We start from the raw sequence: 24,384 nt of genomic DNA, 5'->3' as shown, positions 1-24,384 counted from the left end.
TTATTCAAAAAAATGACTGAATGCCCGTTTGTGCGCGGCCGAGGATTAAGGCGTGGAGATCGTGCGTACCTTCGTAGGTATTCACCGACTCTAAGTTGACCATATGGCGAATGACGCCATACTCGTCGGAAACGCCGTTACCGCCGTGCATATCACGGGACTGACGAGCGATATCCAGTGCCTTGCCACAGTTATTGCGCTTGATCAGCGAAACCATCTCTGGTGCCCAGTTGCCGCTGTCCATCAAGCGACCCACCTGCAACGCTGCCTGTAAGCCCAGGGTGATCTCGGTCTGCATGTCGGCGAGTTTTTTCTGAATCAATTGGTTGGCAGCCAGTGGGCGGCCAAACTGCTTGCGGTCCAGGGTGTACTGACGCGCTGCGTGCCAGCAGAATTCAGCGGTGCCCATTACGCCCCAGGCGATACCGAAGCGGGCTTTGTTCAGGCAACCAAACGGGCCTTTCAGGCCGCTGACGTTTGGCAGCAGGTTTTCTTCGGGAACAAAAACATTATCAAGTACGATTTCGCCTGTGATGGATGCACGCAGAGAAACTTTGCCTTCAATTTTCGGTGTGGTGAAGCCTTCGGTGCCACGCTCGACGATAAAGCCTTTAATCTGGTTGTCGTGGGCAGCTGACTTCGCCCATACCACGGCGATATCCGCAATCGGGCTATTGGTGATCCACATTTTGGCCCCGGTCAAACGGTAGCCACCGTCGACTTTTTCCGCTCGCGTAATCATGGAGCCGGGGTCAGAGCCGTGATCTGGTTCGGTCAAGCCAAAACAACCAACCATTGCGCCGCTGGCCAACTTGGGTAGGTATTTGTGTTTCTGGTCTTCAGAGCCGTACGCCTCGATGGGATACATCACCAGCGAAGACTGTACGCTCATGGCTGAACGGTAACCGGAATCGACACGCTCTACTTCACGGGCAATCAAACCATAGGCAACGTGGTTGACGCCTGCACCACCGTACTCCGGTGCAACGGTGGCGCCGAGTAGGCCAAGCTCGCCCATCTCGCTCATGATCTCGCGATCAAAGCGTTCTTCACGGAAGGCGCTCAGCACGCGAGGTTGAAGTTTTTCCTGGCAATAGTCATGGGCAGCATCACGAATTTGGCGCTCGTCCTCGGTCAGCTGTTGGTCCAGTAAGAGCGGGTCGTCCCAGTTGAAGTGCATCATGGATTAGATCTCTGGTTTGATTTTAGGCGATATAAAGTGCCCACAGCTATGAAACTAACTGCGAAGTCGATAAATGTAAAGATATCGTCGTTTTGAGAAAATATCTACATTTTTTTAAAACGAAGAATTTACTTGATGCCGCGAGTCTTAAGTATTCGAGTAATAATCGGTACTGGAGTCATCAAATGGTCGCGTATCAGGGCGTCAGCTTGAGCAGAGTCGCGGGCTAAAATGACATCCACCAACGCCGCGTGCTCCTGGCGCTTACGCTCAAGTGCCTGAGGGGACATGACGGTCTCCTGAAGCCATAGATGACGATATCGTTCTACCTGATCAAACAGCGTGTTGCGCATTTGCAGCAAGTGAGGGGAGTTACAGCCGCTTGCAATAGCGGTATGGAACGCTTTGTGACGTTGATCCCAAATATCGAGCAGATCGTCGGAGGTGTTAATGTCACTCACTTTGGCCAGGCGGTGGGCAGTGGCAAGTACTGTAGCTTCCCACTCATCATCACCCCGTTCTATAGCAAGGCGCAGAATAAGCCCTTCGAACTGGGCCCGAGCGTCGTAGATATCGTTGAGTTCTGACAGCGACATAGGCGCCACGCGGTAGCCGCGCTGGCTGATAGCGACGACTAACCGCTCAGCTACCAGCTGTGAGAGCGCTTCCCGCAATGGCCCGGTACTTGAGCCGTAATGCTCTCTCAGGCGATCCATCAATAGCTTCTGTTCGGGAGCGTAGCGGCCGCGAATAATGTCCTGTTTAAGTTGGTGATAAGCGTTAGCCGCCAAGTTTTGGCGAGGTGTAGCTGGCTTCATAGCTGTGTGTCTCCTGATGGCTCCAAGAAAAAAATCAGCGGTTATTATCGATAAATGTTAACATTTTGGTATAAGTTAAGATATTCGTTTGTAATTTCGCCGTTTTGGAGTATGATTTTGGGCAGATAATTGCTCGATTACTCAAGCATCTGACAACAAATAAAAATACGGACTACTCTTTAGGAGGTACTGATGCTAAATGCGAACTAATTGTTCGCTTGCTACTTTTTATATCCTGAAGTGCAGACAAAAATTCTGGCTTCAACATATCCTTTATCGTCAACAAAACTAACAAGTCCAAACAGGACGAAGGAAAGCCCATGCGAATTCTAAAATATGCGGTTGCCGTAGCTATGCTAGCGGTCGCGCTCCCAGCGAGCGCACAACAACTCTCTGTAGCTACCGGCGGCACCGGCGGCGTTTACTATCCTATCGGTGGTGGTTTTGCCGAAATGATAAACAATCATATAAAAGGTGCTAAAGCGACTGCTGAAGTAACCGGCGCTTCAGTTGAAAATATGGGTCTGATCATGCGCGGCGATGCGGACCTTGCGTTGGCGCTGGCAGATACGGTGTATCAAGCGTACACCGGCACTGAGAACTTTGAGGATCGTCAGATTGAGAACATCCGTGCGCTGGCGTCGGTATACCCTAATGCCATACAGCTGGTGACGCTGGCGGAATCTGATATCGAGTCGATTGCTGATCTGAAAGGCAAGCGCGTGTCAGTGGGCGCACCGGGCAGTGGCACCGAGCTCAATGTGCGGGCGCTACTGGAAGCGAATGGCATTAGCTACAGCGATTTCACGCCGCAGCGTTTTAACTTCAATGAAACCGCCAATGCGATTCGCGACGGTGATATCGACGCCGGTTTCTGGAGCGTAGGCCCGCCGACCAGCTCCATTCTCAACCTTGCCGCCACACGCGACATTCGCCTGATTGGCCTCTCTGATGAAGAGGTCGCCAATGCCCGGGAAAAAGTTGCGGTCTTTGCGCCGTTTGAGCTGGCAGCAGGTATGTATGAGGGTATGGATGAAGCTGTTCAGACCATTGGCATTCCCAATGTGCTCGTTGTTAATTCTGATATGGACGAAGAGCTGGCTTATCAGTTGACCAAATTGTTGTTTGAAAATACTGATGAGCTAATTGCTGTTCATCCAGCGGCGAACGACACCACCGTAAAATTCACCATGGATTCCACGCCGGTGCCGCTGCATCCAGGTGCACTGCGTTACTTTGAAGAGGTTGGAGCTACGATTCCCGATCGTCTGCGTCTCTAAACCTTGGATGGTTAAATGGCTATGCAAAGACAACGCGGCACGGTTGGGTCACGTTTGGCGTTAGCCAAGCGTTGGCTGACAGCCCTGTTGATGATTTGCTTACCACTGGCCGGAGCGGGGGCTTCCCCCGCTCCGGCGGTTTCCCCTGACCGCCTGCAAGTCGTTACCGAGCATGGTGAAATGTTGGTCGATATCGCCGTTCCGCCCGGAATGCGTTGGTGTATTGAGTGGAACCACTCGGTGAAAGGGTTCACCGTTCTGGACTGCTATCAAAATGTTGCTGGTGTGATGCAGTTAGAGCGTAGCCACCAACCTGATTTTGCGGCGGGCTTAGGGCATACGATAGGGCGGGGTGAGCAAGTCTCCGACGGACAAGGCGGCTACTGGATCAATGCAATTGACGAACCAGTCCCCAATAATCGATACATTTTGCGTGTGGGTGCTGAGGCCGTGAATCATCGCGTGGTATGGCACGAAGGCGATCAGCGTCGGGAAGTGAGTCTAAGTGCCCTCGCCGCTGGGCAACGCGCCACTATTCAACTTATCGAACCCACACCGCCACCGCCTGCGTGAATTATAAGTAAGCCAGACAACGTCTGACGAGGAATCTATGAACGAATCCAAGCAACCGCCAACCGCGATGCCGAGGGTGAACGTGATTCAACCCCGCACGGTGCTTTGGGCCATCACTTTCGTAGCGGTGGGTCTTTCCCTGTTTCAACTCTACGCTGCGGGTATTCAGCCCTTAGGGCTGTTTTATCAGCGCAGTATTCACCTCGCATTGATCATGATGCTGGCGTTTTTAATGTTTCCAGCCTTCGGCCCAACCCGTAAGCGTGGGGTAGTGGGGTGGGGGCTGGACGTGATGTTTTTGGCCGGTGCGGTACTGACGGGCGGCTATTTAGTGCTCAACTTGGATGAGATTTTCAGTCGTGCTGGTTTTTGGAGCAGCACCGATATTCTGGTTGGCTGTATCGCCACAGTGACGGTGCTGGAAGCCAGCCGCCGTGCGGTGGGGTTCAGTATGACCGTGATTGGTCTGCTGGCGATTGTGTACGCGTTTGCTGGGCCGCGGGGTGAGCTGCCGTGGTTGGGCGAGTGGATGCCGGGTATTCTGGACCATCGGGGCTATACCATTGATCGTGTCGCCGGTCAGCTCTATCTGGGGCAAGAGGGCATCTTTGGCCTGCCGCTAGGTGTAGCGGCTACCTATATCTTTATTTTTGTACTGTTTGGGGCCTTCCTGGAGAGCACCGGTGCGGGCAAATTCTTTATTGATATGGCCTATGCGGCCACCGGTCGCCAGCGCGGCGGGCCAGCTAAGGCGGCGGTGTTAGCCTCGGCGGGTATGGGGTCTATTTCCGGCAGTGCGATGGCCAACGTGGTCACCACGGGTGCCTTCACCATTCCACTGATGAAGCGGCTGGGCTATCAGCCCAAACAGGCGGGCGGGATCGAAGCGGCGGCCTCTACCGGCGGGCAGATTATGCCGCCGTTGATGGGCGCGGGCGCCTTCCTGATTGCTGAGTACACCCGTACGCCGTACTTGGATATTGTCAAAGTCAGTATTCTGCCCGCGATTATGTATTTCGCGACGGTGTACCTGTTTGTGCACATCATTGCTCTTAAACAAGGCATGCAGGGGCTGCCCAAAGACGAACTGCCGCAAATGCGCCAAGTGATGAAAGATGGCTGGCACTTTCTGCTGCCGCTGGCCGTGCTGGTTTGGCTGCTGGCGATGAGTATGTCGCCGATGAGAGTAGGTTATTACGCAGTGGTCACAACATTGGTAGTGGCGGTGATACGTTACGCGCTGTGGTTTTTCTTTGTGGCGCCTGGGCAGGGACATCCAGTGACGGCTACTGCGATCAAAGGCGCCCTACGTGCTGGTCTGGCTAAGCTGGTAGGAGGCTTAGAGCTAGGTGCGCGCAATGCGGTGTCGGTGTCCATGGCCTGCGCGGTCGCTGGGATTATTGTCGGCGTGGTGGGCTTAACAGGCCTGGGGCTGAAGTTCTCGTCCATGATGCTGGCCTTCTCCGGTGGCAATATTCTGCTGGCGCTGTTAATGGTGCTGTTGGCCAGTTTGATTCTGGGGATGGGGCTGCCGGTAACCGCCAGTTATATCGTCTTGATTGTGCTGGTTGGACCAGCGTTAACCCAAGAGTTTGGTATTCCGTTATTGGTCGCTCACCTAGTGGTGTTCTGGTACTCCCAAGACTCCAACGTGACGCCGCCGATCGCCTTGGCAGCTTTTGCCGGGGCGGCGATTTCGGGTAGTAAGCCGATGGAAACGAGCTTCCAGGCATGGAAGTTTGCCAAAGGGCTCTACTTGATTCCGCTATTTATGGTCTTTAATCCAGAAATCATCATGGGCGGCCCGGTGCTTGTGGTCATCTGGAACGCAGTCATTGCCCTTTTGGCATTAGGTGCGTTTGCGGCGGCATTGGAAGGGTACCTGTTTACCCGGATGTCGTGGCTGCCTCGTCTGGCCATTACCGCAGCAATTATTGGCGTGTTTTACCCCAGTCTGATGACTGAAATTGCCGGCGTGGTTGTTATGGCGATTGCTATCGGTGCTAACTGGCTGGCGAGCAAACGTGAAGCGCCCCCGACTCCCGTCAATGCTTAATCGTTAGTGGAGTAGTGGAGTAGTGGAGTACGAGCGCGTAATATCGAGTAGGGTGAGGCGGTGACGCCTCACCCTACTCGATACGTCTGCTTCTTAGATCTACTTCGCTTCGAGCATTTTTTGCACACTCATAGCAGAGGTTTTCGCCTCGTCATAATCGTCTGCGTCGAGCCCACTGTTGGCTTTATCAACAGCGCTCTCCAGTTTTTTCTTCATGTCGTCGTCTTTAGTGTCGGGAATGGCACCGTTGCCCATGTCTCCACATGGATTCATCTCATCGCTGTCAAAGCCGTCACCATCTGGGCCAACAAGACAGTTCAATGTGTGGTGCAAGTGCGTGTGCACCCCTTCAACATTTGCCGCCTGCGAAGCAAGACCTGCGTGCATAGCGGCCGTCTTCACTTCGGAGGCCGTGTCTGCAGCCAGGGCTGATGAGGAAATCAGCAGGGCTAGAGTTGTTCCAAAAACAAAAGATACGAACCGTACAGCGAAATCGGAACGAAAGGTAAAGCCAGAATGGATGTTCATTTGTGCTTCTCCTTAACGTGATAAACATGAAATCGCCGGGCCAACATTTTTTGCTAGCCGGCTATTAAGCGTAGCAGCTTTTACGCCCGTCAATAATTGTTGGCCGCCGCTACGGTTTGAAAATTAACCGCAATAACGTGGGAAGTAGCGGTCAGCCCATCCGCAGAGTTTGCGTATGACCTACATCTGCACAACACCTTCTCGTTCTCGACTATATTATAGAGTTAAAGAGACAGGAGAACCGGTTATGGACTATGTAGATGGTTGTGTTTTGGCAGTACCCACCAAGAATAAAACGGCGTATATCGAACACGCGACTAAGGCGGCGAAGCTGTTTAAAAAACACGGCGCCACCCGCCTTGTGGAATGCTGGGGTGAGGATGTGCCCGAAGGGAAGTTAACGTCGTTCCCCATGGCGGTTCAATGCAAAGACGATGAAACGGTTGTGCTGACTTGGATTACCTGGCCCTCGCGCGAAGTGCGGGATGTCGGAATGAAAAGCGTTATGGAGGAATGGGGTGCCGATGGTGACGACAACCCCATGCCGTTTGATGGCGCGCGGATGATCTTTGGCGGTTTTCAGATGATTGTTGACGAATAGCATCGATCCTTTTGATTCTGGCACAGTAATGATGGCAGTGGCGCCAGAATCAAAAAGCTTATCAGCCCACAAACATTTTTTTGGCTAGCGGCAACCCCTTGAAGCCGCTCACCGCCACAGTGGTTAGCAGGCCGCCCAGCATGGCGCCTACTACGCCGCAGGTCATGATGTCTTGGCCAGTTAGGTACAACCCAGGAATGCGGGTTTTGGGTTTTAGCCAATCGAGCTCGAAGCGGTCGGGGGTGTGGTCCAGCCCGTAGATTTCCCCCTCGCTGTAGCGACAAAAGTAATCCGTAGAGAGCGGCGTAGACAGCTCGTAGTAGTCAATTTTGCCGTCCAAGTGCGGGAACTTTCCGTAAAGCTTGGCCAGTAGGCGTTGGGCGTATTCTTCTTTTTTGGCTTCGTATTCATCGCCACGCTTGCCCCACGTTTCGTCCGCCCATTCTTCATACCACTCGAACGGCCCGGGTGCGACGATCTCGATGGTGGCGCGGCCTGGGTAGCGTTCGACAAAGCTGGGATCTTTGGCGGAAGGGAAGGAAATGTAAGTCAACGGGATGTCAGTGCCATCCGGGTCGGCCATGAAGTCCTTCTCCTGTTGCTCGTAATTCGGGCCGGGATAAATCCAGTAGTTGGTTTTCGGCAGGCCGAGATTCTCGGCTGTATCTTGTAGGCCGATATACAGGCAGTTGCTGGCCATGGAGCGCTTAACAGTGGTCAGCTTGTCCTGATAGTAATCCCAGCTTGGTGCATCTTTGGGCAGCAGCTTGTTGAAGGTGTTGAACACGCCGGCGTTGCTTATAACCAAGAGCGCACGTACCTCTGCGCCATCTGCCATGCGAACACCCGCGGCTTTGCCTTTCTCGATCATAATATTCGTGACGTCTGCGTACGTGAACACTTCACCCCCGCTTTGCTGAATTACTGGAATGATGGTCTTCGCCATTTCCGAGGCGCCACCAATAGGGTAGTAGCCACCGTGCAGGTAATGGCGTGCAATCAGTGAATGGATGATGAAACTGGATTTCGCTGGTGGCAGGCCGTTGTCGCCCCACTGGCCAGCGAGTACGGCAATCAAGTCTTGGTTATTGGTGATGCTTTCCAGCACCTCACGGGTCGGCTTGTTGAGAAAATCTGGTGCCCGGCGCTTAGTAAGTTTGCTCAGGGGGCCAGCGAGTAGGTCTGGCAGAACTTTACCCAGCACAATGCCGGGCATGGCTTTCGATACTTGGCGCAGATAATCCAGGTAGGTGTCGATGGCGCTTTCTTCTTCCGGAAACGCCTTAATCAGTTCTGCCCGGAAGGCCTCTGGGCCGGCAACCAGATCCACGTGTTTGTCGCCTAGGAAAATACGGTCGTAGGCAGGATCCATCGGCGCCCAGTGTAGTTGGCCATCAGTGATGTGGTCGAACAGGCGCTTGCCCAAAGTATGGTCAGCGCCCATGTCGCCAATGTAGTGCACACCCACATCCCATTCATACCCGTCGCGGTCGTAACTGTGGGTGAAGCCGCCTGCGGTATAGTGCTGCTCGAACACCACCACTTTTTTACCCATCTTGCTCATGCAAGCTGCGGCAGTGAGGCCGCCAATGCCGGAGCCGATGATAATGGCATCGTAGGGGCCGTTCAGGCGGTTTTCGCGATAACGTTTGCCAACGCGGATGGTGCTGGGTTTTGGGCTGCTCATGGGGTGAGATCCTGTTGTGATTGTTGTTGATCAGGCCGAGAGCCGTCCAGCAGCAAGCTGAGTACGCCCTCGGTTAACATGGGTTCGGCCTTTGCACCGGGCAAATGGCCATCAATTGTGAGCTGCGACAGACCGTGCACCAGAGACCAAGCGGCGGCAGTCATTAGAGAGACCGGCGAAGGCTTGAGGTAACCAAGCTGGCGCGCGCGGGCCACGGTGTCTTCCAGAACCTGAAACGCGCCTTTACCAGCGGCATCCAAGCGCGGGTGTGCACCCATGGGTAATACTCGGCCGCCGAACATCAGGCGGTACAGGTTGGGTTCTTCCTGAGCGAAGGCCACATACACCAGCCCAATTTTGATCAAAGCCTTGCGGGGCGTTTGCTGGTCTACGGCGCGCAGGCGATTACGCAGAGCCTCGAATCCGCTGATAGCCAGCTCAGCCAGCAGAGTATTCCTGTCTGAAAAATGTCGGTACAGCGCCGGTGCGCTAACGCCCAGTTGTTTGGCGAGGGCACGCAGGCTGATGGTAGCATCGCCTTCTGCTCTGAGCGTATTTAGGGCCAGCTGCTGAGCTTGTAAGGGGAGGTCGCCGTGATGATAGGCCGGTTTTGCCATGGGCTGTTGGAGCTCGTTCTATGTTATCGGGGGTAACAATGTTAACTGTGATAACATCACGAAATTGTGTTGCAGTCAAATAGCTTTTCAAAGGCCAAAAAAGCCCCGGGCTTAGCTAAGGAGCACCGGGGCCAGCAACTGTTCAGGTTTTACTTCAACCCCAGCTCTTCAATGGAAATCTCCCGCATTTTGAACTTCTGAATCTTACCAGTAACCGTCATCGGGAATTCATCCACGAATTTGTAATTCCGGGGAATCTTGAAGTGGGCAATCTTACCTTTGCAGAAGGTCATCAGGTCGTCGGCGTCTACCGGATCGGCATCTGGGCGTAGCTTTACCCAGGCGACCAGCTCTTCACCGTACTTATCATCGGGAATACCAGTTACCTGAACTTCCTCGATGGAGGAGTGGGTGTAGAGGAATTCTTCGATCTCTTTCGGGTAGATGTTTTCACCACCGCGAATCACCATATCCTTGATGCGACCGACAATTTGCACATAGCCTTCTTCGTCCATGGTGGCCAAGTCACCGGTGTGCATCCAGCCGGCGTCGTCGATTGCTTCGCGGGTTTTTTCTTCGTTGTTCCAGTACTTCAGCATCACGCTGTAACCGCGGGTGCATAACTCACCAATTTCGCCCCGGGGCAGTACGTTGCCGGTTGCCGGGTCGACGATTTTGGTTTCCAGGTGCGGCTGCGTGCGGCCCACGGTGGTTACTTGCTTCTCGAACGGGTCGAGGGAGCTGGTCTGGGTAGACACCGGGCTGGTTTCGGTCATGCCGTAGGCAATTTGAACTTCTTTCATGTTCATCTTGCCATTAACGCTCTTCATCACCTCCGCTGGGCAAATTGAGCCGGCCATGATGCCGGTGCGCAGAGTCGAAAGGTCGTAGGATTCGAAATCCGGCTCAGCCAACTCCGCGATGAACATGGTGGGTACGCCGTACAGCGCAGTCGCCTTTTCCTGATGAACTGCCTGCAAAACGGCCTTGGGTTCAAAACCTTCACCCGGGTAGATCATGGTAGAACCGTGGGTAATGCAGCCCAAGTTGCCCATCACCATGCCGAAGCAGTGGTACAGAGGTACCGGGATAACCAGGCGGTCTTTCTCAGTAAGTACCTGACTTTCACCCACGAAAAATCCGTTGTTCAGAAGGTTGTGGTGGGTGAGGGTAGCGCCCTTGGGGCTGCCTGTTGTGCCTGAGGTGAACTGGATATTGATAGGATCGTCGAACTGCAGCTGGCTCTGAATCTTGTCCACTTCGCTTTGGCTGACTTCATTCGCAAAGCCGGTGAACTCATTCCAGCTCCACATGCCGGCGTGTTTTTCGGTATCTAGGTTGATCACCGCACGCAATTCAGAAAGTCGCTGGGCTTTGATCTTGCCGGGTGTGCCGGCTTTTATCTCAGGTGCTAGGTCGTAGAGCGCTTTACGGTAATCGGATGCTTTAAAGCTGTCCGCCGTAACCAGCACGCTGATGCCCGACAGGTTCATGGCGTATTCCAGCTCATGCACGCCATAGGCTGGGTTGATGTTGACCAGAATGGCGCCCACTTTGGCGGTGGCAAACTGGGTAACCGTCCACTCATAGCGGTTGGGCGCCCATATGCCCACCCGATCACCGCGCTTGACGCCAATGGCTAGAAAGGCACGTGCGGCTTCATTAACCTTGGCGACGAACTCTTTGTAAGTCCAGCGAATGTCTTGGTGCAAACACACCAGGGCCTCGGTGTCGGGATACTTGCCGGCAGTGCGGTCAAGCATCTCGCCGATGGTCATGCCCAGCAGTGGTGTGGTGGAGGTACCGCTGGTGTAGCTTGGCGTGGTCTGGTTCATTGTCTGCCTCCATTTGTTTTTGTGGTCGAGGTCTAACGGGGTTGATAACAGTGTTGCTTAGCGTGTTAGCGACTCTGGCTGTGATATTCAGGGTTCGGTCGCATGTCGCTGGCAATCGCTACGCGGTTAGTCATGTTGTAAAAGCCAATGAGGTTGCTCACATCCCAGATTGCACGGTCGCTGAAGCCTGCATCCCGCAATGCCTGTACCTCGTCTTCTGCAACCGTTTGGGGGGAGCGGGTTAGCACAGAGGCGAAGTCCAGCATGGCGCGCTGGCGTTTATCCAGTTTGGCAGACCGGTAATTCATCACCAGATGCTCGCCAAGCGCTGGGTCGCCACTCATAACGCGAACAGCAGCTCCGTGGGCTACCAAGCAGTAAAAGCATTTGTTTTCTGAGGAAACCACAACCGCAAGCATTTCCCGTTCAAGTTTGCTGAGTTCACTTTCCCCCATCATCAGCTCATTGTATAAGCGGCTGAAGCCATCCAGCTGTTTCAGGTTATGGGTAAAAACCGTAAGCACATTCGGAACCATACCTAGCTTTTCGATGCAGATATCAAAGTACTTTTTAACATCCGCTGGCAGGTCTTCCATGTCAGGGATAGGAAGATCCAGAGCGACCACATCTTTGTTGTTCGTCATATCCGTTCCTTAGGAGCTTGTTATTGGTGTTAGGCGCTTGGGTTTCCACCCAGCGCCTGTCCCACTTTGGAGCCGTTATGTCGTTTAAGCTGGCCGCTGATCCACTCGCCGGTGGCGACCAGTTTGTTTAGATCTACACCTGTGCTGATGCCCAGGCCGTTGAGCAGATAAAGTACGTCTTCGGTTGCGACGTTGCCGGAGGCACCTTTGGCGTAAGGGCACCCGCCTAAGCCTGCGACCGACGCATCAATAACACCGACGCCTTCTTCCAATACCGCGTACAGGTTGGCTAGCGCCTGGCCGTAGGTGTCGTGAAAATGTGCGGCCAAGCGCTCCACGGGTACGTGCTTCGTCACAGCCTCCAGCATACGCTTGGCTTTCAGCGGCGTACCTACGCCAATGGTGTCGCCCAGGGAAACTTCATAGCAGCCCATATCGGCTAGATCTTTGGCGACCCTCGCTACTTGTTCTGGAGCAATCTCGCCTTCATAGGGGCACCCAAGCACGGTAGAAACATAACCGCGCACGGGGATATTGTGTTTTTTCGCCGCTTCCATCACGGGAAAGAAGCGCTCCAGGCTTTCTGCGATGGAGCAGTTGATGTTTTTCTGGCTGAAAGCTTCCGAAGCCGCGCCAAATACCGCCACTTCGTCTACGCCTGCCGCCAAGGCATTTTCAAAGCCTCTGAGATTGGGGGTCAGGACGGAATAGCGCACACCGGTCTTGCGGTTGATGCCAGCCATCACCTCAGCAGCATCGCCCATTTGTGGCACCCACTTGGGTGAAACAAAGCTGGCGGATTCGATGTGGGTGAGGCCGCAATCGGCCAGCCGGTTGATCAGCCCGGTTTTGATATCCGTGGCAATCACCGAGCCGGCTTCGTTTTGCAGGCCGTCTCGGGGGCTCATCTCAACCAGTCGCACCTGTTGCGGAAAGGCCATTAGCCTGCCTCCTCATCGTTCTGTTCGGCGCTCTTTTTGGTACTCTCTTCGGCAACCTCTATGGCGATTAGTTCGGCCCCATCGGAGACTTGTTCGCCCTCGGAGAAGAATATCTCAGTAACCACACCGTCTGCCGGTGCCTTAATGGCGTGCTCCATTTTCATGGCTTCCATGATGACCAGGGTTTGGCCGGCCGTCACTGCATCGCCGACCTTGGCTTGTACCGCCACAATCGCACCATTCATAGGCGCGCATAAGCCACCTTGAGGCTCCATGTCTGCGAACACGTAGTTTTCCCGGTACAAGGTGCACTGGAAGGTGTCGCCGTGGTAGAAAAGCACAAGTTGGTCGTTGTGCAGGTTGCCGTGAATACTGAGCCGATGGCCATTGATCACAGCCTGCATGTAATCGTCATCCAGCTTCGCTGTGAGGCTGTAAGTACTGCCGTTCACGAATACTTGATAGCAGTCGTCCCGCTCCAGAACCTTCAGTTCGTGAATCTCGTCGCCCACTTGCAACTGAAGTGGTTGAGCGTATTCGGAGTTTAGACGCCAACTGTTGCTGCGGCCGAACGGTGACCAAGGGTCTGTGCTTACGGATTCCCGGGATTTCCGCTGTTCCAGCACAAAGCCGGCGGCCAGCACCAGTGCCTTGTGGGTGTCTAATTTCGATTTCGAGAACAGTAAATCCCGGTGATCTTCGATAAAGCCAGTTGTCAGGTCAGCTTCCCGGAACGGTTGCGCATCGGCCAGAGCATGCAGGAAACGGATGTTGGTTTTTACGCCAGCGATCCGGTAATGCTCCAGGGCCTGAACCATGCGGTTGATAGCCTGACCACGGGTTTCGTCCCATACAATCAGTTTGGCAATCATCGGGTCGTAGTGAATGCTGATGTCGTCGCCTTCGACAACGCCGGTATCCACCCGCACATGGGCGCTCTCATCCGGCGTGCTCAGGTAGCGTAGGTTGCCAGTGGCGGGTAGGAAGTCCTGATCCGGGTCTTCGGCATAAATGCGTGCTTCCAGAGCATGGCCACGGATTTTCACCTGAGACTGCTCAAGCGGCAGGGGCTCACCCCAGGCTACTTTGAATTGCCATTCCACCAAGTCTTGTCCGGTCACCATTTCGGTAACCGGATGCTCTACCTGCAGGCGAGTATTCATTTCCATAAAGAAGAATGAGCCGTCGACATCGTAGAGAAACTCCACGGTGCCTGCGCCCACATAGTTGATGGCTTGCGCCGCTTTAACCGCCGTTTCACCCATGGCTTTGCGGGTTTCTTCGCTTAGCCCGGGTGCTGGCGCTTCTTCCAGAACTTTTTGATGGCGACGCTGAATCGAGCAATCACGTTCTGCCAGATACACGCCATGGCCACTCTGGTCACAGAATACTTGGATTTCCACGTGGCGCGGCTGGGTCAGGTAACGCTCGATTAGCATGTCTGGGTTGCCGAACGCGTTCTTGGCTTCGCGCTTGGCGGCGGCGAGTGCCTCATCAAACTCGCCGATGTTCTCAACCACGCGCATGCCTTTGCCGCCACCCCCGGCAATCGCTTTCAGCAGCAGCGGGAAACCGCATTTTTCGGCTTCAATGCGTAGGGTTTCTGGCGCTTGGTCGTCGCCATGGTAACCGGGTACCAGGGGCACGCCGGCTTTCTCCATGATGATTTTGGCGGCGGATTTGGAACCCATGGCCGCAATGGCAGAGGAGGGCGGGCCGATGAATACCAGATTGTTGGCCTCACATGCCTCGGCAAAATCGGTGTTTTCAGAAAGAAAGCCGTAGCCGGGGTGAATGGCTTGGGCGCCGCTCTTCTTGGCGATTTCGATGATTATGTCAGCGCGCAGGTAGCTTTCGGAGCTGGGCGCTGGGCCAATGCGAAAGGCTTCGTCGGCCAAGGCCACGTGGTGGGCGTTGGCGTCGGCATCGGAATACACAGCAACACATCGGATACCCATGCGTTGTGCGGTCTGGATAATCCGGCAGGCGATTTCGCCTCGGTTTGCAATGAGGATTTTGCTGAACATGTTAGTTGCTCTCCGGAATCCAGTTGGCGCGACGTTTGTTCAGGAAGGCGCTTAGCCCCTCCTGACCCTCTTCGCCTACGCGGATATCAGCGATGCGGTGCGCAGTGTCGTCAATCACGGTGCTGTCGATGGGCTTTTGGCTAACGGCAAACACTAAGCTCTTGGCGGCTTCCATAGCTTCTGGGCCATTCGGGGCAAGCTGTTTCAGCATCTCATCACAGCGGGCGTTCATGGCATCTGCATCGTCGCAGACGATATGCACAAGGCCGAAACGCTCAGCATCACGGGCATCGAATACTTCCGCTGATAGAAAGTAGCGGCGCGCCTGGCGTTCGCCAATGGCGCGCACCACGTAGGGGCTGATGACAGCTGGAATCAGGCCCAGCTTTACTTCGCTCAGGCAGAAGCTGGCTTTTTCTGTGGCTATCACAATGTCGCAGCAGGCGGCTAAACCGACGGCCCCGCCGTAGGCTGCACCCTGAACAAGGCATATGACGGGCTTTTTGAGCTCGTTCAAGCATTCCATCATGCGGGCAAGCTGGCGGGAATCGTCCAAGTTTTCCTGGCGGCTGTTATCTGCCATATGGCGCATCCAGCCAAGATCTGCTCCAGCGGAGAAGTGTTTGCCCTCAGAGCGCAAGATGACCACCTTCGTTTCGCGATCGGTGTGCACGTCTGTGAAAGCGTTGATCAGTTGCTGGATGATCACGTCATCAAACGCGTTGCGCTTTTCTGGCCGGTTCAGCACGATCTCGGTCACGCCGTTTGCGCGGCGCTTGATCAGAATCATCGATTCTTGGTCTGGCTGGTCTGACCGTATGTGGGTATCTGTCATAGTTATTCTCCCCGATTACATCCGGAACACGCCGAAGCGCGTAGGCTTCGCCGGCCGGTTGAGGGTGGCGGAGAGGCTAAGGGCAACCACTTCCCGGGTCTGAGCCGGGTCAATCACACCGTCGTCCCACAGGCGGGCGCTGGCGTAGTAGGGGTGGCCCTGCTCTTCGTAGGTATCGGTAATCGGCTTTTTGAACGCAGCTTCTTCTTCGTCGCTCCATTCTTGGCCTTTACGTTCCATGCCTTCACGGCGAACTTGAGCCAACACGCCGGCTGCCTGTTCGCCGCCCATGACTGAGATGCGGGCATTTGGCCACATCCACAGGAAGTCAGGACTGTAGGCGCGGCCACACATGCCATAGTTGCCGGCACCATAGCTACCACCGATCAATACGGTAATCTTGGGTACGTTGGCGCAGGCAACGGCCATCACCATTTTGGCGCCATGCTTGGCAATGCCTTCGGCTTCGTACTTCTGGCCAACCATAAAGCCGGTGATGTTTTGCAGGAACAGCAACGGGATGTTGCGCTGGCAGCACAGCTCGATAAAGTGCGCGCCTTTCAGGGCGGACTCACTGAACAATATGCCGTTGTTGGCGATGATGCCCACGGGGTAGCCGTGTATGTGGGCAAAGCCGGTTACCAGGGTTTGGCCGTAGAAGCGTTTGAATTCGTCAAATTCGGAGCCGTCTACGGTGCGGGCGATTACGTCGCGCACGTCGAACTGTTTGCGCAGGTCGGTGCCAACGATGCCGTAAACTTCGCCTGGGTCGTACAGTGGCGCTTTGGGTTTGCGAATTTCTACATCAACGGGTTTGCGGCGATTGAGGTTGGAGATACAACGCCGTGCGATGTCTAGGGCGTGAGCGTCGTTTTCTGCGTAATGATCGGCTACGCCGGAGGTTTTGCAGTGTACGTCTGCACCACCCAGGTCTTCGGCTGTTACGACTTCGCCGGTGGCGGCTTTTACCAACGGCGGGCCGGCGAGGAAGATGGTGCCTTGGTTGCGCACGATGATGGATTCGTCGGCCATGGCCGGTACGTAAGCGCCGCCGGCGGTGCATAGGCCCATTACGACGGCGATCTGGGGGATGTCGTCGGCGGACATGCGGGCTTGGTTGTAGAAGATGCGGCCAAAGTGGTCACGGTCTGGGAAGACTTCGTCCTGCCGGGGCAGGTTGGCGCCGCCGGAATCTACCAGGTAGATGCAGGGCAGGCGGTTTTCCAAGGCGATTTCTTGGGCGCGCAGGTGTTTTTTAACTGATAACGGGTAGTAGCTGCCGCCTTTTACGGTGGCGTCGTTGGCGATGATCATGCATTCGGTGCCGGATACGCGACCTACGCCTGCGATAACGCCGGCTGCGGGTACGTCTTCGTCGTAGACTTTATAAGCTGCGAGCTGGCCGATTTCGAGGAACGGTGAGCCGTCGTCCAGTAGGCGGTTGATGCGCTCTCTGGGCAGGAGTTTGCCGCGGGCTAGGTGGCGTTCCTGGTACGAGGGTCCGCCACCTTGCTGGATGGTGGATACTTTGTCCCGCAGGTCTGCAACGACTTTTGCCATGGAGGCCTGGTTGGCCTGAAACTCTTCAGACCTCGGGTTTATTTTGCTCTGCAGTATCGTCATATGGCTTCTGATCCGTGCATCGGGGGTGACGGTCTGGCTTTCCGGGAACCGCTATGAGCACCCATTAATTGTTTAGGAACAGCTCTCGTCCGATCAACATACGGCGAATTTCAGATGTACCCGCACCGATTTCATACAGCTTGGCATCACGCAGCAGGCGGCCAGTAGGGTAGTCGTTGATGTAGCCGTTGCCCCCAAGAAGCTGAATGGAGTCTAGGGCCAATTTGGTGGCCATCTCTGCGGAGTAGAGGATTGCGCCAGCAGAGTCTTTGCGGGTGGTTTCACCACGGTCGGCGGATTGGGCCACCATGTATACGTAGGATCGGGAGGTGTTCATCGCGGTGTACATGTCCGCCACTTTGCCCTGAACCAGTTCAAATTCGCCGATGGCCTTGCCGAACTGCTTGCGTTCGCGGATGTAAGGAACCACAACGTCCAGTGCCGCTTGCATGATGCCCAACGGGCCGCCGGAGAGTACTAGGCGTTCGTAATCGAGGCCGCTCATGAGTACGCAGGCACCGCCGCCTACGGTGCCGAGAACGTTTTCTTTGGGCACTTTGCAGTCTTGGAACACCAATTCGCAGGTGTTGGAGCCGCGCATGCCGAGTTTGTCGAGTTTCTGGTGCCGGCTGAAGCCTTCGGAGTCGCGTTCTACGATGAAGGCGGTGATGCCTTTGGAGCCGGCTTTCACGTCGGTTTTTGCGTAGATAACGTACACGCTGGCTTCTGGGCCGTTGGTGATCCACATTTTGTTGCCGTTCAGCACGTAATGGTCACCGGCGTCTTTGGCGCTCAGTTTCATGGAAATAACGTCGGACCCGGCGTTGGGTTCAGACATGGCCAAGGCGCCAACGTGCTCGCCGCTGACGAGTTTTGGCAGGTATTTCTGCTTCTGCTCTTCGGTTCCATTCCTGTGAATCTGGTTTACGCACAGATTGGAATGGGCACCGTAAGATAGGCCAACGGAGGCAGATGCGCGGCTGATTTCTTCTACTGCAATCACGTGTGCCATGTAGCCCATGCCAGAACCGCCATAGGCTTCGTCTACGGTAATACCTAGCAGGCCCATGTCGCCGAATTTTTTCCACAAATCCGCCGGGAATTCGTTGTTGCGGTCGATTTCTTCGGCTCGAGAAGCAATCTCAGTGGCGGCAAAGCTGTTGACCTGCTCGCGCAGCATATCGAGGGTTTCGCCAAGGCCGAAGTTAAGTTCTGAGTATTGTGATTTCATGTTTGTTTGCCTTTGTTCTGCCAAGTATATGTTTTGCTAATGAATTCGGGTTGGTCATCAGCTCTGTTCTGTGACGTTTCCTGTTTCGCTATTGGTCGGGCTTTGCTGTTTTTTCTGTTTCTGCAGTTCCGTGAGAGCTTCAAGGCAACGGGATTCTGCCGTTTCGATTTCCATTTCCGCCATGGCTATGTCATTTTTCTGCTGTTCCATATGAGCTCGTTTGTTGTTCAGTATGGTCAGCATTTTCAATAATTGCTTTTCGTTACCTGTCAGGGTCTCGTCCCACAGATCGAAAAGTTCTTTTGTTTCAGCGAGTGAAAACCCCATGCGCTTGCCCCGGAGGATCAGCTTCAGGCGCACTCTGTCTATGGTGCTGAAGATTCGAGTTTGTCCGCGCCGTGTTGGCTTTAGCAGGCCCTGATCTTCATAAAAACGGATGCTACGGGTAGTAACGTCAAACTCACTGGAGAGCTCACTAATACTGAACGTTCTCTTTTCGGTCATGTCTATATCCTTTTTCAGGTAAGACTAGTGAAAGTTTACGTTAACGTAAAGTAGTTTCCGGCGTTAAATTATTGGCGTTCAGTACCAGAAGGTGTTCAGAGAGGGAGTTACGCTAGATCTTCTCTGAGCTTTCGTTTTAGCAGTTTGCCAGCGGTGTTCTTGGGCAGTTGCTGCACAAAGTGAATCTGCTTTGGCAATTTGAAGCTGGCAAGCCTGGCTCGAGCGTGGATCATCAAAGCTTCTGCATCTTCCGGGTAGCCTTCTTTAACAACCACTACAGCACAGATTGCTTCTATCCATTTTTCATCTGGTACTCCGATAACCGCGACTTCCGCAACGGATTCGTGTTGGTAAAGGGCTTCTTCTACGTCGCGGCTGGCCACCAGCACACCGCCGGTGTTCACGACGTCCTTGATGCGGTCAACAATATAAATGTAGCCGTCTTCGTCCTGGTAGCCCAGGTCGCCAGAATGGAACCAACCGTTTTTGAATGCTTCTTCGGTCGCCTCAGGTTTGGCCCAGTAGCCTACCATTAGCTGCGGTGAGCGGTGCACCAGTTCTCCCTGTTCCCCGGGTTTGCAATCTTTGCCGGTAACCGGGTCCACAATACGGGTCATAACGGTTTGCATAGGCCGACCGGCCGAAGAGGGGCGGTCGGCGTGTTCTTCCGGTAGTAGAACGGTTGCCAGCGGTGCGATTTCGCTTTGGCCATAGCAGTTGTACAAGCCGGCGCCTGGTAGTTTCTCGCCCAGCTCTTTCACTACTTGGGCGGGCATGATGGATGCGCCGTAGTAAAGTTTATCCACGTGCTGCAGTTTGTCTGGGTTGAATTCTGGGTGGCGTAGCAGCGCAATCCAGACCGTGGGCGGTGCAAAAAAAGCGTTCAGCTGGTCGCTGGCCAACAGTCCAAGAATCGCTTCCGGTGTTGGTGTATTAATCATTCGGCTGTACCCGCCGCTCAGTAACATCGGCATGGTAAACACATGCATTTGTGCTGAGTGGTAGAGCGGCAACGCAGCCAGTGATCGGTCGGTGGGACGAATCTCCAGATGATATTGGCAGGCGCCATAATGCGTCATTAGCGAACGGTGGGTGTGCATGGCGCCTTTTGGGTCTGAGGTCGTGCCGGAGGTATAGAGAATTTGCACCACGTCTGTGTCGGCAAGCGCCAGTTCCGGTGCTGTGTCTTTACCGGCCTCAAGCGCGAGCTGCAATGCGTCGAGTTTGCTTCCGCCGTGGAGGCTGCCGTTAATGTCCGCCTCAGATTTATCCGCGACAGCATCAATTTGGGATTGCAGATCCAGATCGGCAAATAAGGCCTTGCAGCCAGACTGGTTGAGCACGTAGGTAAGTTCGTGTTCAACCAGAGCATAGTTGATGGGCACGTGGATTAGTCCGGCTTTTGTGCAGGCCAGCCAAAGCAGTACGTAGGCATCGGAATTTTTACCATAGGCGCCAACACGGTCACCTTGCTCCAGCCCTAGTTCGATCAGGCGGTGGGCTAGCCGGTTTGAGGCTGCGTGAATCTCTGAGAACGTCCAGGTACGGTCGTCAAACGCCAGCGCAGTGCGGCTACCATGGGTGCTCGCGGAACGGGAAATGGCGTCTCCGATGGTGTTTCGCAGAGCCCGCTGGATACCCGCCGATACGGAGGAAGAAGCGGATGTACGGGAGTTGTTCATGCATATACCTCTTTGCTGTTGTTATTTATTGCGTACAGGCATTAACTCAGAGGAGTGGGTTCCCCGTGAATGATCGGTCAGGTCGAAAAAATTGACCCAATTAGACACCGTTGAGTTTTTACCCTGGCCACTGTGAGGGGGATTTTCCAGTCCAACGCTTGAACGCTCTACAAAACGAAGCGGTTTCTGAAAAGCCAACGCGCTCGCTGATATCGGCAACGCTGAGGTTCTCCGTACTCATAAGCTTGGTTGCGAGCTCTCGCCGCAAAGACATTTTGATAGTGCGTAGGGAGGTGCCCTCTTCTTGCAGTTTTCGCCCTATGCTTCTGGGCGTCATGTGCAACTGTTGCGCAATCTGATCCAGGCCTGGCATGTCTTTGAGGCTTCGCTGTGCCAGTAGAGTGCGAACCCGGTTGCGCAGGCTATCGTCATGATCCGGGCGATGTAGAATATAAGCAGGCGCTTCCTTCAGAAAAACAGCCAACTCAGCCTCACTTCGGATGATGGGCAGTTGCAAATACCTTTCGTGCAAATAAAACCCACAAACAGATTCATCAAACTGCAGCTCGCTGGGGTACATGGCCCGGTATTCCGCAACGTGATTCGGCGCTGGGTAACTGAATTGGGTCGTTGCTAACGGAATTTGCTGATCTACCAACCAACACGCGAATCTTTGCCACATAAGCATTAGGAACTCCTGCAGCAGGTGATCCGTATCTTGGCTGGTGTCGTGAAGGTTCAGGCAGAAAAATACCAGCTTGTTGCTATTGCTTTGACCAAGGCCTATGTCGACGTTGTCACAGGCTATGTTGAAAAAGCGCGCGCTTTTTCTCAGCACCGCACCGAGCGTGGCAGAGCCAAGACAATAATCAGTCATCAGTGCAAACATGCCGTTTTTGCAGCGACTGGTTGAAAGCCCCATGAACTCGTCACGTGTTGCTCTCCATACACCCTTTATAAGCCGGGTAAGTTGCGCTTCGCTGATCAGCTGCTCGGGCTTGTTAAGCCACGCTACCGGCACACCCGCGCTTTCCAAAAGCGCCTCACGTTGAACCCCTTGTCGCTCTGCGCCTCTAATGGATGCCTGCAGATAGTGGTTTGCAATATGAGGTTTGGGCTTGGAATTGGGCATATCTATGGAGGTTCAGTTGCGTAATGAGTCAATTTTTTCGGCTTGTACGGCCATTCTCGGTGGACAGGATAACCCTTTAAATAGACGGTTGCCTGATTAAACAGATTATTAACGGGGTTATAACGGGGCTATATAGGGGAATATGTATGTCCGAACATCAAGAAGATACTGAGCTCTTTCACTCTATGATCAACCGGGTTCTCGACAGGGAAATCGCGCCCTTCTACGGCCAGTGGGAAGAGCAGGCCGCCATTCCGCGCGCCCTATGGAATACTCTGGGGCAGGCGGGCATGCTTGGTATTGATATGCCAGAGGAGTATGGCGGCGCACAGGCGAGCTTTGAAATCTCACAGTTGGCAATTGAAGAAATGGCCCGCAAGGGCTTTGGCGGCCTGGCCGGTAGCTATAATATTCACGCCAACATTGTGATGCCTTATATTCTGCACCTTGGTTCTAACGCCCAGAAGCAGCGGTACCTTCCGGATATGATTAGCGGCGATGTGCTTAGCGCAATCGCGATGACCGAGCCAGGTGCCGGTAGCGATCTAGCCGCTATGCGCACCACGGCTCAACGCACGGATGACGGCTATGTGATTAACGGCGCCAAGGTGTTTATCACCAACGGTTTGCGGGCTGAGCTGGTGATCGTATGTGCGAAAACAGATCCTGCGGCCGGAGCCAAAGGTGTATCGTTGTTTCTGGTGGATAGCAGTTTGCCAGGATTTTCCCGGGGCAAGGACATTCGCAAAATTGGCCAACACGCCAGCGATACTGCCGAGCTGTTCTTCTCGGATCTTGTGGTTCCGCACGATGCACTGGTTAGGTGAAGAAGGCAAAGGGTTTGCCTATTTGATGCAGGAGTTGCCGCGAGAGCGCCTAGGTGTCGGTGCCCAAGCGGTGGGTGCGACAGAGGGAGTGTTGGCGATCACTTTGGATTACGTGCAGCAGCGCCAAGCTTTTGGCCAGAGAATCGCTGATTTTCAGAACACCCGGTTCAAGCTCGCAGAAGCCCGAGCAAGACTGGAGATGGCAAAAGCCTACCTGAAACAGTGCATCGCGAAATACCATAAGGGCGAAATGGGGGCAACCGATGCGGCCATTCTGAAGCTGATGCTCACCGAAATGCAGTGCGATATAGCCAGCGACTGTTTACAAATGTTCGGCGGCTATGGGTACACCCTGGAGTATCCCGTATCGCGATTCTTTGTGGATGCCCGGGTGCAGACAATTTATGCCGGGACATCTGAAATCATGAAAGAGGTTATTGCTCGCTCCATGTTGGGCAAATGAATTATCCGTTCTTCGGACTTACACTGATCTGAACATTAAAGGAAACAAACGATGAAATTAACCGATGTTGTCATTCTCGACGGCGCCCGTACCGCCATTGGTAGTTTTGGTGGCAGCTTGAGCTCGCTAGGCCCGGCCGATCTGGGTACTTGTGCAGCAAAAGAAGCCATTACCCGCGCAGGTGTACCGGCTGAAGACATCGACCATTCTGTGTTTGGCCATATCATTCCAACCGGCCCGGCGGATGCATACGTGGCACGGCATATCGGCTTGAACTCTGGCCTGCAAAAAGGGTCTGCAGCGTTTAATGTGAACCGTTTGTGTGGCTCTGGTGTGCAGTCGGTTATCAGTGCCGCGCAGATGATTGTGATGGGTGACAGCCAGATTGCCTTGGCTGGTGGTGCCGAGAGCATGAGCCAGGGTGCCTATGTGTTGCCCAACGTTCGCAAGGGCCTGCGGATGGGTGATAGCAAAGTGATTGATATGACCATGGGTACGCTCAGCGATCCGTTTGGCAGTGGCCACATGGGCATGACGGCTGAACGAATTGCCGAAAAGTACGGCCTTACCCGTGAAGACTTGGATGCGTTCTCGGCAGAAAGCCACCGCCGCGCTAGTCAGGCCATTGAAAGTGGCTATTTTAAGGAACAGATTGTACCGGTAACGGTAAAACAGGGCCGTAAGGAGTTCACCTTCGATCAGGATGAGCATGTACGGGCTGGCACCACCACTGAAAGCCTTGCCGGCCTGAAGCCAGCTTTCACCAAGGATGGCATCGTAACGCCGGGCAACGCTTCCGGTATTAACGATGGTGCGGCCGCCATGGTACTCACCAGCGCTGCGGAAGCGGAAAAGCGCGGCCTTAAAGCTCGTGCACGCATAGTTGGCTACGCCTTTGCCGGGGTAGATCCCAGTGTAATGGGGCTAGGCCCGATTCCGGCTGTGCGCCGAGTGCTGGAGAAAACTGGCCTTAAGGTGGCAGACCTGGATGTGATTGAATCCAACGAGGCCTTTGCCGCTCAGGCGCTGGCTGTTAGCAAGGAACTTGGCTTTCCTGCAGACAAGGTGAACCCCAATGGCGGCGCTGTTGCTATGGGCCACCCGGTAGGCGCCACCGGTTCTATCCTGATTATTAAAACCCTGGCGGAGCTTGAGCGCACGGGCGGCCGCTATGGCCTGATTACCATGTGCATTGGCGGCGGTCAGGGCATCGCGTTGATTGTTGAGAGCATCAGCTGATCTGACAGACTGATTTATTTTTAAGGCTGAATTGGTTAAAGTTTACGTCAACGTAAAG

21 protein-coding genes and 1 pseudogene are annotated in these 24,384 nt (G+C 54.3%); 6 read left to right on the top strand and 16 right to left on the bottom strand.

Going from position 1 to position 24,384, the window contains the following annotated elements; all coding sequences use genetic code 11:
- Window positions 1-4: 4 nt before the first annotated feature.
- Together CPH80_RS09590 and csiR are read right to left on the bottom strand one after the other, a co-directional pair.
- Window positions 5-1,183: an acyl-CoA dehydrogenase gene (locus CPH80_RS09590; protein WP_096277269.1), complete on the bottom strand. Its 1,179-nt coding sequence runs from the start codon at window positions 1,181-1,183 to the stop codon at window positions 5-7.
- 128 nt (window positions 1,184-1,311) lie between these two features.
- Window positions 1,312-2,001 carry a DNA-binding transcriptional regulator CsiR gene (gene csiR, locus CPH80_RS09585; RefSeq protein ID WP_096277267.1) on the bottom strand — a complete coding sequence of 230 codons (690 nt, stop codon included), beginning with the start codon at window positions 1,999-2,001 and terminating at the stop codon, window positions 1,312-1,314.
- A gap of 320 nt (window positions 2,002-2,321) precedes the next feature.
- Here csiR and CPH80_RS09580 point away from each other — a divergent pair, with 320 nt between their 5' ends.
- Genes CPH80_RS09580 through CPH80_RS09570 form a run of 3 tightly spaced genes read left to right on the top strand, consistent with a single transcriptional unit; the run spans window position 2,322 to window position 5,910 of the window.
- Window positions 2,322-3,281 (top strand): TAXI family TRAP transporter solute-binding subunit, encoded by a 960-nt coding sequence (locus tag CPH80_RS09580; protein ID WP_096277265.1) that lies wholly within the window; start codon window positions 2,322-2,324, stop codon window positions 3,279-3,281.
- A 15-nt stretch (window positions 3,282-3,296) separates the two neighbouring features.
- Entirely contained in the window at window positions 3,297-3,854 is a 558-nt protein-coding gene (locus CPH80_RS09575) for a DUF1850 domain-containing protein (RefSeq protein ID WP_227520428.1), read from the top strand.
- A 37-nt stretch (window positions 3,855-3,891) separates the two neighbouring features.
- Entirely contained in the window at window positions 3,892-5,910 is a 2,019-nt protein-coding gene (locus CPH80_RS09570) for a TRAP transporter permease (protein ID WP_096277263.1), read from the top strand.
- 99 nt (window positions 5,911-6,009) lie between these two features.
- Here the strand turns inward: CPH80_RS09570 and CPH80_RS09565 are convergent, their stop codons facing one another.
- Window positions 6,010-6,438 (bottom strand): hypothetical protein, encoded by a 429-nt coding sequence (locus CPH80_RS09565; RefSeq protein WP_096277261.1) that lies wholly within the window; start codon window positions 6,436-6,438, stop codon window positions 6,010-6,012.
- An 89-nt stretch (window positions 6,439-6,527) separates the two neighbouring features.
- The gene (locus CPH80_RS23330; RefSeq protein WP_227520427.1) at window positions 6,528-6,635 is read right to left on the bottom strand and encodes a hexameric tyrosine-coordinated heme protein; all 108 of its coding nucleotides are present in this window, start codon (window positions 6,633-6,635) and stop codon (window positions 6,528-6,530) included.
- A gap of 50 nt (window positions 6,636-6,685) precedes the next feature.
- Between CPH80_RS23330 and CPH80_RS09555 the strand changes: the two genes are divergently transcribed.
- Window positions 6,686-7,039: a DUF1428 domain-containing protein gene (locus CPH80_RS09555; protein ID WP_096277259.1), complete on the top strand. Its 354-nt coding sequence runs from the start codon at window positions 6,686-6,688 to the stop codon at window positions 7,037-7,039.
- 61 nt (window positions 7,040-7,100) lie between these two features.
- Here CPH80_RS09555 and CPH80_RS09550 read toward each other — a convergent pair whose 3' ends face one another.
- The 12 genes from CPH80_RS09550 to CPH80_RS09495 form a co-directional block, all read right to left on the bottom strand.
- Complete coding sequence (locus tag CPH80_RS09550) at window positions 7,101-8,726, bottom strand: phytoene desaturase family protein (protein WP_096277257.1); 1,626 nt, start codon at window positions 8,724-8,726, stop codon at window positions 7,101-7,103.
- Entirely contained in the window at window positions 8,723-9,343 is a 621-nt protein-coding gene (locus CPH80_RS09545) for a TetR/AcrR family transcriptional regulator (RefSeq protein ID WP_096277255.1), read from the bottom strand. The genes CPH80_RS09550 and CPH80_RS09545 overlap by 4 nt, the downstream gene beginning before the upstream one ends.
- A gap of 149 nt (window positions 9,344-9,492) precedes the next feature.
- Window positions 9,493-11,178 (bottom strand): AMP-binding protein, encoded by a 1,686-nt coding sequence (locus CPH80_RS09540; protein WP_096277253.1) that lies wholly within the window; start codon window positions 11,176-11,178, stop codon window positions 9,493-9,495.
- Between the two features lie 65 nt (window positions 11,179-11,243).
- A complete protein-coding gene (locus CPH80_RS09535; RefSeq protein ID WP_096277251.1) occupies window positions 11,244-11,822 on the bottom strand; it encodes a peroxidase-related enzyme in 579 nt (192 codons plus the stop codon).
- Between the two features lie 29 nt (window positions 11,823-11,851).
- On the bottom strand, window positions 11,852-12,763 hold the full coding sequence (locus CPH80_RS09530; protein ID WP_096277249.1) for a hydroxymethylglutaryl-CoA lyase: 912 nt from the start codon (window positions 12,761-12,763) through the stop codon (window positions 11,852-11,854).
- Window positions 12,763-14,790 carry an acetyl/propionyl/methylcrotonyl-CoA carboxylase subunit alpha gene (locus CPH80_RS09525; RefSeq protein WP_096277248.1) on the bottom strand — a complete coding sequence of 676 codons (2,028 nt, stop codon included), beginning with the start codon at window positions 14,788-14,790 and terminating at the stop codon, window positions 12,763-12,765. The genes CPH80_RS09530 and CPH80_RS09525 overlap by 1 nt, the downstream gene beginning before the upstream one ends.
- Before the next feature lies 1 nt (window position 14,791).
- Window positions 14,792-15,625, bottom strand: coding sequence for an enoyl-CoA hydratase/isomerase family protein (locus tag CPH80_RS09520; protein ID WP_096277246.1), 834 nt, complete (start codon window positions 15,623-15,625; stop codon window positions 14,792-14,794).
- Window positions 15,626-15,640: 15 nt separating this feature from the next.
- Complete coding sequence (locus CPH80_RS09515) at window positions 15,641-17,248, bottom strand: carboxyl transferase domain-containing protein (RefSeq protein ID WP_096277244.1); 1,608 nt, start codon at window positions 17,246-17,248, stop codon at window positions 15,641-15,643.
- A gap of 64 nt (window positions 17,249-17,312) precedes the next feature.
- A complete protein-coding gene (locus CPH80_RS09510; protein ID WP_096277242.1) occupies window positions 17,313-18,479 on the bottom strand; it encodes an isovaleryl-CoA dehydrogenase in 1,167 nt (388 codons plus the stop codon).
- 57 nt (window positions 18,480-18,536) lie between these two features.
- Window positions 18,537-18,983: a MerR family transcriptional regulator gene (locus CPH80_RS09505; RefSeq protein ID WP_096277240.1), complete on the bottom strand. Its 447-nt coding sequence runs from the start codon at window positions 18,981-18,983 to the stop codon at window positions 18,537-18,539.
- A gap of 107 nt (window positions 18,984-19,090) precedes the next feature.
- On the bottom strand, window positions 19,091-20,665 hold the full coding sequence (locus tag CPH80_RS09500; RefSeq protein ID WP_096277238.1) for a fatty acyl-CoA synthetase: 1,575 nt from the start codon (window positions 20,663-20,665) through the stop codon (window positions 19,091-19,093).
- Window positions 20,666-20,783: 118 nt separating this feature from the next.
- Window positions 20,784-21,797, bottom strand: a complete 1,014-nt coding sequence (locus CPH80_RS09495) for an AraC family transcriptional regulator (RefSeq protein ID WP_096277236.1) — start codon at window positions 21,795-21,797, stop codon at window positions 20,784-20,786.
- A 146-nt stretch (window positions 21,798-21,943) separates the two neighbouring features.
- On the opposite strand from CPH80_RS09495, the pseudogene CPH80_RS09490 reads away from it, so the two are divergent.
- Window positions 21,944-23,087, top strand: a pseudogene (locus CPH80_RS09490) (acyl-CoA dehydrogenase family protein).
- Window positions 23,088-23,138: 51 nt separating this feature from the next.
- On the top strand, window positions 23,139-24,326 hold the full coding sequence (gene bktB / locus CPH80_RS09485; protein ID WP_096277234.1) for a beta-ketothiolase BktB: 1,188 nt from the start codon (window positions 23,139-23,141) through the stop codon (window positions 24,324-24,326).
- Window positions 24,327-24,384: the final 58 nt, after the last annotated feature.

The organism is Marinobacter sp. LV10R510-11A (assembly GCF_900215155.1).
GTDB lineage: Bacteria > Pseudomonadota > Gammaproteobacteria > Pseudomonadales > Oleiphilaceae > Marinobacter.
Note: the sequence above shows the minus strand (reverse complement) of the source record. Positions and strands in the feature narration are given on the sequence as shown.